We start from the raw sequence: 12,042 nt of genomic DNA, 5'->3' as shown, positions 1-12,042 counted from the left end.
GCCGGTACTGCTGAGTAACTTTATTGCTGCTTACACGCATTGTTTTCCATCACGTAAACCTAAGTATATGCCCCAACCAACCAAAAGGCGGTACAGCAAAAAAACGATAGTTGCAGTGCTGATTGCGGCGGGTGCGCTGGCCATGCAATTTGTGCGGCCCGGTATTGAAGCGCCGCCTGCCAATGGCGAGCTGGAGGTGCCGCCCGAAGTAAAAGTCATTATTGTAAAAGGCTGTTACGATTGCCATTCAAACAAGGCCAACCTGCGCTGGTACGATCAGGTAGCGCCTGCTTACTGGCTGGTAGCCGGGCATATTAAAGACGGCCGCAAAGCATTGAATTTTTCACAGTGGCAAAACCTTACTGTGCCTGAGCAAAATGCCAAACTGTGGGAATGCGTGAACCAGGTAATCAGTGGTGATATGCCGCTGCCCGGCTATACTGCTGTACATGGCAGTGCGAAAATTTCACCCAGGGAATTGCAGGTGCTGAAAAGTTATGTAACCTCACTTGCACCGCATATACATGTTGATTCAGCTAAAACGCACGATGCAGATACGCAGCTGCAGCAATGGTATAAAGATTCAGCAGGCGTGCAGCAGGCACCGGTTGCTGCCAATGGGGTCGCTTTTATACCTGACTATAAAAACTGGCAGGCAGTAAGCACCACCGAGCGTTTTGATAATGGCACCATGCGCGTAATACTCGGCAATGATGTGGCCATACAAGCACTGCACAGCAATGTGCGCCCCTGGCCTGATGGTACCGTGTTTGCCAAAGTGGCCTGGGATCAGCTGAACGATAGGGACAGCAGCATACACACCGGTGCTTTTAAGCAGGTAGAGTTTATGATAAAGGATGCAAAGAAATACGCCGGTACGAAGGGGTGGGGCTGGGCGCGTTTCAGAACCATGAAGCTGGTGCCTTACGGTAAAGATGCCCTGTTTACCACCGAATGTGTGAATTGCCACCGCCCGGTAAAGGACAATGATTTTGTATTTACACTTCCCGTTAAACACTGATGTATGAAAGCAAAAATACTCACCGCTGCCGTGTTGCTGTTGCTGGCATCGTGCAGGGGCCACAACAATACGGTAGATGGCTTTAATGAAAAAGCATCGCTTGCACCGGAGCTGAATATAAATGCCATGCACCTGAAAGTGCTCACGACTTCTGTTGATAAAATAAAAGGCACCATGAGTACGTTATATGGTAACGATACTGCGGTAAACAATGCACGGCGCGGCAGGCCACATATTGCCGGTGAAACACTGGCTTTGGTTACCTGGCAGCAAACGGATGATCCCAACTGGTTTGGCGGTCGTATACCAGACAGTGTGCGGCAGGTGGAAATAATTCATGTGGCAGCAGGCAATGCAGGAATTGCATACAATTATGCCAGTTATGCAGGAAAAAGCCTGACGCCGGAAAAAGATACGGCATCCCGTCAGGTAAGGATTGAACGCATTTTGTCAATGCGCCCGGCCGTAATGCCATGATAACAGCCGTATTCGCTTGTTCTTTGCTGAAACAGATCTGAATAAGAATGAATTGCAAAAGAAAGTATAACGAATGCGTTTGCGGAGCCAGTTGGCCTGGTCTTTGCAAACAATGAAACGTTTTTTAAGGGTTTAGGGTTGAAAAAAGCCTTTCCATTCCTGGAAGGGCTTATTTTTTTGCACCAGGTGAGGCGTGAGTGAGAAGGCAGCGAGAATCGAGAATCGACAGTCGAGACTGTCTTAGCGAGCGTTATTCGTGAATCGTCAGTCGTCAGTCGTGAGGGAACTAAGCGCGTATTATAACTGTCGCCTTCGGGGACTTAAACCCAACAGGCCAGCAGCTTGGATGCTTGCAGCTGTTTTAGGGCTTGCAGTGCGTGACCATCTTCAAATTGTAGAAATGTGGAATATGTGGGATACGTTGATCCCCATTTACGCATGTTGAGAAGCTCATGAGATGCGCATGAATAACCCGCGGGAGTTTTGGGAATAGAAGTGGCTTGTCAATATAAATACGCGTATTGACAGTTCAATAAACCAATCTCAGGCAGTAAACAGCCTGGCGTTAGAATAATGCGATCAGCGCCTAGTTATAGTTTTCGTCCGGGAAAACATCAAACTCAGCGGTTTGGGAGAAAGATTTCAGTTTCTTGTTCATCTTCCAGGTGCGAAAAGCATAGGAAGCTACCAGGTAATACGTGAAAATGATCACGGCAATAGCAAGTGATTGCAGAATAAAAGACATGTTTAAAAGTTTAGGTATATCTAATATAGTAAATTTATCAAAGTGCGAACACTAAGTCTTGTTCATTTTGTTCCCTGGCAGTGTTTTTAGGGCAAAGAATCGGTCATTGGGTGGTTTATTTAGGTGATTGACAGGTAAATGGGGTGTTAATTACGTTACATGATGGATGTTTGAAGTTCAATGTTTAAAGTTTGAAGTTTGAAGTTTGAGGTGAAACCTGGCGGAGACCGGTGCGGAGGTTTATTTCAGGGAGCGGTAGGCTTTTTTGCAGGGAGGAGGGCTGGCAGCTGTGCTATTGATGGCGGGTGCAAAATTTAGGTTGATTGTGCGGGAGATATATGCTTGTCTTTTTTTAGATTTGCCCGTGCTGGTTTTGCAATCGTTGCCATTGCGTACGAACAATCCAAATCTTTAAAAAAATCAAATGAAACTGTTTCTGCAGAGAATCCTCCTGTTTTCGGTGATTGTGTGTGTAGTTGCTGTTGCCTGCAGCAAAGAACATAGTGTAGATACCGGGAAACGCCCGCCTGCCCACGGCACCCTGAAAGATGCGAATGGCAATTGCCTCAACCAGGCAGTATACGGCACTTTTTACAACGGGGTTAAGGCAAAAGATTCCAACTATGTTGAAATTGCGGTGAATGTTACGGTGGCGGGTTCCTATACGGTTGCCACGGATGTGAACAATGGCGTATCCTTCAGCGCCAGCGGTATTTTCTCTGATACAGGTATTCATATTATCCGCTTAATTCCTACCGGTGTTTTCAGCACCCACGAATCAACTTTGTTTAATGTGAGCTTTGATACAGCCGCGCCCTGTGTATTTGATATTGATGTACAGGACAGTACGGGTAAAAACCTGGGCGGGGATAATGGTACTACCAACCCTGTTGGCGCCAACCAGTACCAGTTTACGCTGAATAACAAGGTGTATAGCGGCAGTATTAATGTGGCCACTATAGAAGATGTAACTTACCCGGGTGCAACAGCGCAGAAGGGACTGGTGATTACGGGCATCAACGCTGCAATGGATTCTGCTTTTATTATCACTATCGCTACTCCGGGCAGTAAAATTACCAGCGGCACCTATACAACAGCAGATGCCAGTAAAATAAACCTGTTTAGCATTGGCAAGGGCGATGCGTCTAACCCGACCAATGGCTCAGGATATATAGCTGCCTTTTCAACCAAAGGTGTTATCAGTACCATACTTACCTACAACAGTACAACCAGGATAGTGAGCGGAACATTTTCCGGAACGGCAGTGCCGGTTAACGGGGGAACAGCGGGTTCAACAACAGTAGCTGTAACCAATGGGTCGTTCAGTGCAACGGTGCAATAGGAGATTATTTTCAGGGGTATATAAAAAAGAAAAGCCTTTCCAGGAATGGACAGGCTTTTTTTCAACCCTAAACCCTTAAAAAACAGTTTTAATGTTGCAACAATCATACCAGACTGTTGGAACATTGAAGTTATTTGGGTGAATAGTTGAAGGTTTAATGTTGGATGTTCAAAGTTGGAAAAACAAGGTTCAAATGAGTTTTATTGTTTCAGTGTTCAAGCTGGCCAGGACAAAATAATACCGGATGGTGGGGAAGATATGGCTGTAAGTGCCGGGTGGGGGTGAAGAAATATTGGGACTTATATAAAAAAGAAAAGCCTTTCCAGGAATGGATAGGCTTTTTTTCAACCCTAAACCCTTAAAAAACATTTTATATGTTGCAATTACTGTGCCGGATTACCTGGAATGATTGATTTTTTACAAAATAGTTCAAGCCATAGCAATATTCACCAGTCCCAGCTGCTGTCAACAAAATGCGCCGGCGGCTGTTGCTGTAACCGGTACATTTGACAAACGGTGTTTGAACAGGCAATGCAATGAATTATATTTGCTAAGGTGCCCGCCACCTTGCTGCGCCTGATTGCCCAAAAGACTAACGATGAATGATGATTTTCTCTTCCGGAATAACCCGAATCCAATGTGGATTTATGATTACCAATCGCTACGTTTTCTTGCGGTAAACAATGCTGCCATTGAAAAATACAAATACACGGAAGCGCAGTTCCTGCAAATGTCACTGTACGATATACGTCCCACAGATACGTATGATCAGCTCAACGAAAAAATAAAAGAGATTAAATATTCCGGCACCACAAAGCCTTCGTTGTGGCTGCACCGCGATGCCACAGGCAATGTGTTTCATGTTAAAATAAGTTCTACCCGGCTTGACTATGAAGGCACAGATGCACGTTTGGTGGTAATTACCGATGTGGAAGACCTGATTGAGCAGCAAAAACAGATTGATGCACTGAATGCACAACTGCGCGAGCATGCCATGTACACAGAAGAAACCTTTCGCAGCGCATTGAAACATTCAGCCATCGGTATGGCATTGGTGCTGCCCAATGGCCGGTTTTTGCTGGTGAACGATTCGCTCTGCGATATGCTCGGGTATACGCGCGAAGAGCTGTCTGATATGAGTTTCCAGCAGATCAGCTATCCTGAAGACCTGCCACGCGATCTCGCGATGTTTGAAACCCTGCAGCTGGGAAAAATTGATACCTACCAGATAGAAAAAAGATATATCCATAAAAACGGCAGCCTGGTATGGGCTATTTTAACCGTTTCCCTGTCGCAAACCATCAGGCCGCACCCCGACTGCTATGTATCGCAGGTGATTGACATTACACGCACCAAGGAAAAGAAACAGCAGCTGCAGGATAGCCTGGATATCATCAGCAAACAGAACAAACGCCTGTACAATTTTGCGAACATTGTATCGCATAACCTGCGTGCGCATTCCAACCATTTAAACATGCTGCTGGAACTCATCGGGCAAACCAATAAAGAGGAAAAGAAAGAAGCATTGCTGCTGCGGTTGAAACGTATTTCTGCACAGCTCACCGAAACCATTAACAATCTCGCAGATATTGTAGCCATTCAAAACCAGGAAGACAAGCTGCGTTACATGCTGCCGCTGCGCGCCTATGCGCAAAAGACCATCGAGCTGCTGCAACCGGAAATAGACAGCGATCACGCGCAGGTGATATTGCGCATTGCACCGGATGTGGAGATTTATTACAACCCCGCGTACCTCGAGAGTATTCTGCTGAACCTGTTGTCTAACGCGCTGAAGTACCGCCGGCTGCAGGTGCCGCTGGTCATTGATGTATCCGCGCGCCGTTTCGGCGGTGAGGTGCTGCTTGATGTTAGTGACAACGGGCAGGGCTTTGATATGAACGCGGTGGGTGACCGCATTTTCGGCATGTACCAGACGTTTCATGGCAATGCTGATGCAAAGGGCCTGGGCCTCTTTATTACCAAGAGCCAGGTGGAAGCGATGGGTGGCAGCATTAGTGTTACCAGCAAACCCAACCAGGGCAGCACTTTCAGCATCCGTTTTGCGGCAGAGGTGCCGGCGCCGGTGTTGGTGAATTGAATTGTGAATCGTCAGTCGGAGGGAGTGTTATTCGAGAATCGAGAATCGACAGTCGAGACTATCTTAGCGAATCCGTGATCGGAGCAAAGAACGATAGTGGAGAACTGAGCGAAGATCTAAGCGGAGATTAAAGAGACCACTTTTTTCGCCCGCGGCTGTGGGGACACAGCCACGGGCAGGGGCATTCAACCAGCAGGCTATTGTATTCCCATTTTCAAATCAGCACACTTTCAAATTTTCAAATTGTATTATCCTGTTTTTCTCAGCAACGATTGCTGTTGTTGCATAAGGCTTACTGCCAGGGTGAATACGGTTTCTATGTGTGTGTCGTTATTCCAGTCGATGGTTTTGTGCAGCTTACGGTTAAGCGGTGCCCATTTATAAGTATCGTGGCGCAGGGAAATGGTGAGCGATGGGGTGGCTGTTGCTGCGGCCAATTGTGTGATGTCGGTACTGTTGGTTATGAAGAGAAAGGCATTGCGTATCAGCCAGCCCAGTGCGCCAGTGCTTAGCTGTCCGGTAAGGTCAATCACGGGGTGATGAATACATTTGCGTATTTCACGTATCAGCGGCTGATCGTCTTTGGCACCGGTAATAATCAGCGTGTAACCCTGTTCAATACAGTAATCGGCCAGCATCCCGAAATAGGCGGGCGGCCATTGATCGGCAGACGGGTGTATCACTACATAGCTTTTTTCATACACAGGTAACAGCAACCGGTTTACTTCCTGTTTATCGCCGGGTAGTACGGGGAATTCCATGCTGCTGCCTTGTGTATCTATACCAAGCGCGTTTACCAATGCCAGTTGCCGCAGTATTTCCGGGGCATGATCGGGGTAGTTGATGAACATGCCGGAATCAACCAGGCCCTCGTCGTGCGAAAAACCGGCTACATGCCTGGCACCCAGCTGAAACATGAGGGTATTGATGATAGCGCTGTTGTCCTGCAATTGCAGTAACAGGTCGAAGTTTTCGAACCGCATGTGTGCAGCAAAATCTTCAAAATTTTCTTTGTTCATGGGAATGCCGGGCAAGGCAATAAAATCGTCAAAATATTCGGGGAAGCGCTGTAATAAAGTGGCAGCCCAGGGCATGGATACCAGGGTAATGTGCGCCTGCGGGTAAGTATTGCGTAACGCACGCACGGCAGGTATGCTGCAAAGCATGGCGCCAGGCTGCACTGCCCTGAAAACCGCAATCTTCCGGATATCTGGTAACACGGGTTTCATAAGTTACTACTTTAAGCTTTGTGTGTTGGCAATTGCATTATTGCAACAGCCCTGTGTTTCTATCAATTGGCATAGTTCAAATACTGTGCAGGGCGCCGTTACAGGCGTACCGGGCATTAAAGCCAGTTGTACTGGGGAAAACTTACACTGCTGCGCAGTAAAAAAATCAACACTACGGCTTGTAACCCTTCCAGGCTTTTTAACACAGCCTTCTTGCGCTGCCGGTAAACTTTTAAACAATCAACGTAATTTTTTGTACATTTAGGATGCAGAGAATGTTCATCGATTGCAGCAACAATAATAGTTCTTTACGGAATTGATTTTTAGCCTGGTTTACAAGGTATTTGCCTGCATAGGTATTTCAACCGATTCAATTGTAAATCTAGCTCATATGAAATACGAATATGTTCAAAGCGATTTGTCGAGAAGCCTGCTCGGCGGTTTGTTTGCGGGAATTATAGCCGCATTTTCCAATCTTATCTTTGTATTTATTTACCGCGCCATTACCAAGTTCTATAATTTTAATGTGATAGATGCAACTGTTATCTCATTCGGTTCCATACTATTGTGTATTGCCTGCGGTATAGTGTTTTACTGGCTGGCGCACAACATGAAAAGCGGCATCACCCTGTACCGGATACTGGTGCTTATTGTAACCATTGTTATTATATACTTTGGCATTGCGCTGCGCCGTTCAGTAGAAGCCGATATTCCCGCTGAATTCAGGGTACTGGTTATTGGCACACAAACCATTATCGGCGGGTTGGCGATGTTCCTTATTCCATACCTGTTCAGGCACGACAAACTGATTAGTTAGTCAATCAAGTGTTGTATAAAAAAGGCCGTCCAAAAGACGGCCTTTTACTATTTCTTGCAGCTTAACTACTGCGATAACGCATCAAACTCTTCGTCAGTTAATTCAATTCCCGCGGCGTCCATATTTTCCTGCAGGTGTTTTACCGAGCTGGTGCCGGGTATCAGCAGGATATTGGCAGACCGTTTCAGCAGCCAGGCCAGTGCAATTTGTGCTGTTGTTGCATTGTGGGCTTTGGCAATAGCGCCTATTTTACCGGCCATGCTCTCTGGCCCGGACGCCAGCGGAAACCAGGGAATAAAGGCCATACCTTTTGAAGCGGTGTAGTCTACAATGTTTTCCCATTGCCTATTGCCCAGGTTATACAGGTTTTGCACGGAAACAATGGGGACTATTTTAGCTGCCTGCTCAATTTGTTCAATGGTTACTTCAGACAGGCCTACGTAACGTATTTTGCCTGCTTTTACAGCCGCTGTTACGGGGGCCAGTGTTTCTTCCACAGGTACATTGGGGTCGAACCGGTGCAGTTGCCACAGGTCAATGCGGTCTGTTTTCAGTCTTTGCAAACTGCCTTCAATGTTTTCGGTAATGAAGGCGGGGTTTCCGTTGGGTGTCCATTTATTGGGACCTGATCTGCCAAAGCCGCCCTTTGTGGCAATGACCAGGTCTTCTTTATACGGGTACAATGCTTCGGCAATCAGTGCTTCATTAAATTTCGGTCCGTATGCTTCTGCCGTATCAATAAAATTTACGCCCGCTGCCACGGCTGCCTGCAACACTTTTTTCGCATTGTCGCGGTCAGCCACATCACCCCATACACCCGGACCAGTCAATTGCATGCCACCGTACCCGAGCCGGTTAACGGCGAGGTCACCGTTGATTTTGTAAATATGCTGCTGTTGAATAGTTGCTGCCATATCATTTGTTTTGTTGAAATAACAACGTGCGGGAGAGGATGGTTCGGCGATGGTTCAATAGTTCAAGCCATCAAATCATCGAACCATCCGGCAAGTTTTCCTGCTCCCAGGTATTCTTCATGAAAATTTACACAAACGTTTGCCTTGTTCTACGCAAACGTTTGTGTAATGGCTTTCTGTTATAGGTAAGCCTGGCGCGAAATTTTATCTCGGCAAAGCCCTCTATTTTTATAGCACACACAACACAGATAAGAAAACCTGCTTCCTTGCTATGAACCCGGGTTGCTGCTGTGGCGTGTTTTCTACCAGCCAAAACTAGTACGATGAAAAAAGCCAACCTTGCTGTTCTGTTGTTCACTTGCGTGCTGTTGCTGCTGCATATAGTAGTACAGGCCCAGACAAATGCTGCGCAAATAAGCGGTACCGTTAAAGATGCAAAGGGTGCAGGTGTACCCAACGCTTCCGTTCATGTAAAAGGTTCACGTGCAGTAGCCGTGACCGATGCGGAAGGTCATTTCGTAATTAAATCCATTAACCAGAAAAAGGCTGTGCTGCAGATCAGCTCCGTTGGTTTTGCAGACCAGGAAGTGAGCGCCACAGCCGGTGAAGATGTTGCTGTTACCCTGCAGGACAATGCGAAAAAACTTGATGAAGTAGTGGTGGTGGGTTATGGTACGGCCAAAAAGAAAGACCTCTCCAGCTCCATCAGTTCCATCTCGAGCGACCAGATGAATCTTGGCGGTGTTACCTCCAACGCCGCACAGGCCATACAGGGCCGCGCTGCAGGTGTACAGGTAAGTCAAACCAATTCAGCACCGGGTGGCGAAACCGTTATCCGCATCAGGGGAGGTAACTCCATTAAATCAACCAACGAACCGCTGTACGTGGTAGATGGTTTCATCTCTTCTTCAGGAAAAGACATCAACCCCAACGATATTGATGATATCCAGATTCTGAAAGATGCGTCTGCCACCGCTATTTATGGTGCAAGAGGCGCCAATGGTGTTGTGCTGATTACCACCAAACGCGGTAAAACAGGCAAGCCCGTAGTGCAGTACGATGGTTACTATGGTGTACAGAAAGTGTACAACAAACCGACGCTGATGAATGCGCAGGATTACATGAAAACCACCAATGCCAAAGCAGTGGAGAATGGCAACCCGCCCGAGTTTTCTGCTACAGAGCTGGCAAGCAATACCAATACGGACTGGTTTGCACTGGCCACGCGCGATGCAAAAGTGCAGGATCACAACATCAGCTTAAGCGGCGGCAGTGAAGACAGTCATATCGCTTTATCCGGCAACTACTTTTCGCAGGATGGTGCATTGAAAAAAACAGACTTCACGCGTTACTCGGGCCGTTTGAACTTTGATAAATCGTACGGTAAAAAATTCAAGATCGGCGGCAACGTATATGGCGCACATACTTACTCACAGTATAAAACCTACGATGGCAACATTGTTCCGAGCAACGCGCTGTATGGCATTTACTTTACCTCGCCTTCTATACCGGTATACAATGCAGATGGCACCTATGCTACCCGCAAAGGCCGCGACAACCCGATTGCCTGGTTGCTGGCGCCTACCAACGACCGTTTTATCAACAGGATTACCGCAAGCTTTTTTGCAGACTATGAAGTGTTACCCGGTTTAAACCTGCACCTCAATGCAGGCGCTGAAAACACGGCTACCAAAGAAGGCACGTATTTGCCTACCACACTTATCTCGGGTTCAAAAGTAAAAGGCCAGGCAAGTGTAAACGATGTATCGGGCACCACTACGCTGTGGGAAGCTTACGCAAACTATAAAGCAAAATTCGCCGGCAAACATTCACTGAGCATACTGGCCGGTGTATCGCGTCAGAAAGATATTACACAGATACACTATACACAGGTACAGAAATTTCCTACGGATGAATACCTGTACAACAGGCTGGATGCTGCTGCAGAACGCATTGGCGCCAGCAGCTCAAGGGTAGAAGTGCCGGTAGCTTCTTTCTACGGGCGTTTGAACTATTCGTTTGCAGATAAATACCTGGCCACCTTCTCACTGCGTGCTGACGGCTCTTCTAAATTCGGTGCCAATAACCGCTATGGTTATTTTCCCGCGGGTTCACTGGCATGGCGTATGAGTGATGAGGACTTTATCAAGCACCTGAACCTGTTCTCTACCCTTAAAGTAAGAGGCAGTTATGGCATTACCGGTAACGACCGCATTCCTACGTATATCTACATGGCCACCTTTGGTCCGTCGAACGTATCGCTGGGCCAGGGATCAGATGCGTACAACGGAACGGTAATTACCCGTGCAGCCAATCCTGATCTGCAGTGGGAAAGCACTTCACAGCTCGACCTTGGTGTAGACATGGGTTTTGCGAAAAACAAGATCAACGTAACGGTTGACTACTACCGCAAGAAAACATCGAAGCTGCTGATGGATCTGCCGATTGGTCAATGGTGGGGTTTCAGCACACAAACAGCCAATGCAGGCGCTATCGAGAACAAGGGCCTGGAGCTGTATGTGAACAGCGAAAACATCAGCAACAAAAACTTCCGCTGGAATACCACATTCAACATTGCGTGGAACAAACAGCGTGCGTTAAACCTCGCAGCCAGCAAAAGCATCATCACCCAAACAGCCAACCCGGATGGTTCTGTACCCGCAGCCGATTTCACCAAGCTGGAAGTGGGACAGGAGCTGAGCATGCTGTATGGTTATGTGTATGATGGTGTAATAAAATCAGGTGAAAAGTATACGGCGCAGCCTGATTCAAAACCAGGTGATCCCAAATACCGCGACCTGGATGGTGACGGTTTAATTACCGCGAAAGACCGCCAGTACCTGGGTAATGCCAACCCGCATTATGTGTATGGCCTCAGCAACGATTTCAGTTACAAAGGCATTGAGCTGAGCATCTTCTTCCAGGGGGCGTTGGATTATAACCTGTACAACATGAACCGCCTGCTGCTGGAAACCTATACCGGTACAGATGCGCTGAAACGCTGGACACCACAAAATGAAAATACAGATGTGCCCAGGAACGGTTATTTCACTACCAAGTATGGCGGTTATATCAACTCCCGTTTTGTAGAGAATGCCAGCTACCTGCGTTGCAAAACCATTACGCTTGGTTATAACCTGCCTTTGCAGAACACCTGGTTGGGTGGCAAAATCAAGAACATAAAAGTATATGCCACCGTACAAAACCTGTTTACGGTAACCAAATATACAGGCACCGATCCTGAAGTAAACACCAATGTGAAGTATTCTTACAACGATCCGCAGGGTACATCAGGCAGCGGTACGGGTAACCTGTCATCAGGTCTTGATTTCAATGCCTACCCGCCTTTCCGTTCTTACACATTCGGAGCCAAAATCAATTTCTAACGCATTAAATGAC

General features: G+C 47.1%; 9 protein-coding genes. 6 read left to right on the top strand and 3 right to left on the bottom strand.

From position 1 onward, the window contains the following. Positions 1-67: 67 nt before the first annotated feature. Positions 68-1,021, top strand: coding sequence for a heme-binding domain-containing protein (locus DXN05_RS15755; protein ID WP_116848228.1), 954 nt, complete (start codon positions 68-70; stop codon positions 1,019-1,021). A gap of 3 nt (positions 1,022-1,024) precedes the next feature. Next, the gene (locus DXN05_RS15750) at positions 1,025-1,498 is read left to right on the top strand and encodes a hypothetical protein (RefSeq protein WP_116848227.1); all 474 of its coding nucleotides are present in this window, start codon (positions 1,025-1,027) and stop codon (positions 1,496-1,498) included. A 586-nt stretch (positions 1,499-2,084) separates the two neighbouring features. Here DXN05_RS15750 and DXN05_RS24720 read toward each other — a convergent pair. Further along, positions 2,085-2,243, bottom strand: a complete 159-nt coding sequence (locus DXN05_RS24720; RefSeq protein ID WP_158559274.1) for a hypothetical protein — start codon at positions 2,241-2,243, stop codon at positions 2,085-2,087. Between the two features lie 424 nt (positions 2,244-2,667). Here DXN05_RS24720 and DXN05_RS15745 point away from each other — a divergent pair, with 424 nt between their 5' ends. After that, positions 2,668-3,585 carry a hypothetical protein gene (locus tag DXN05_RS15745; protein ID WP_116848226.1) on the top strand — a complete coding sequence of 306 codons (918 nt, stop codon included), beginning with the start codon at positions 2,668-2,670 and terminating at the stop codon, positions 3,583-3,585. 598 nt (positions 3,586-4,183) lie between these two features. Continuing rightward, positions 4,184-5,683, top strand: coding sequence for a sensor histidine kinase (locus tag DXN05_RS15740; RefSeq protein ID WP_116848225.1), 1,500 nt, complete (start codon positions 4,184-4,186; stop codon positions 5,681-5,683). Positions 5,684-5,931: 248 nt separating this feature from the next. Here the strand turns inward: DXN05_RS15740 and DXN05_RS15735 are convergent, their stop codons facing one another. Further along, complete coding sequence (locus DXN05_RS15735) at positions 5,932-6,912, bottom strand: glycosyltransferase family 9 protein (RefSeq protein ID WP_116848224.1); 981 nt, start codon at positions 6,910-6,912, stop codon at positions 5,932-5,934. 391 nt (positions 6,913-7,303) lie between these two features. On the opposite strand from DXN05_RS15735, the gene DXN05_RS15725 reads away from it, so the two are divergent. Continuing rightward, the gene (locus tag DXN05_RS15725; RefSeq protein ID WP_116848222.1) at positions 7,304-7,729 is read left to right on the top strand and encodes a hypothetical protein; all 426 of its coding nucleotides are present in this window, start codon (positions 7,304-7,306) and stop codon (positions 7,727-7,729) included. A gap of 65 nt (positions 7,730-7,794) precedes the next feature. Here the strand turns inward: DXN05_RS15725 and DXN05_RS15720 are convergent, their stop codons facing one another. After that, positions 7,795-8,643, bottom strand: a complete 849-nt coding sequence (locus tag DXN05_RS15720; protein ID WP_116848221.1) for an aldo/keto reductase — start codon at positions 8,641-8,643, stop codon at positions 7,795-7,797. A gap of 323 nt (positions 8,644-8,966) precedes the next feature. On the opposite strand from DXN05_RS15720, the gene DXN05_RS15715 reads away from it, so the two are divergent. Then, positions 8,967-12,029 (top strand): SusC/RagA family TonB-linked outer membrane protein, encoded by a 3,063-nt coding sequence (locus DXN05_RS15715; RefSeq protein WP_116848220.1) that lies wholly within the window; start codon positions 8,967-8,969, stop codon positions 12,027-12,029. Positions 12,030-12,042 lie beyond the last annotated feature (13 nt).

Origin of the sequence: Deminuibacter soli, assembly GCF_003412455.1 — a bacterium.
Lineage (GTDB): Bacteria > Bacteroidota > Bacteroidia > Chitinophagales > Chitinophagaceae > Deminuibacter > Deminuibacter soli.
The sequence above is the reverse complement of the archived record's forward strand: the minus strand, read 5'-3'. Positions and strand labels throughout refer to the sequence as shown.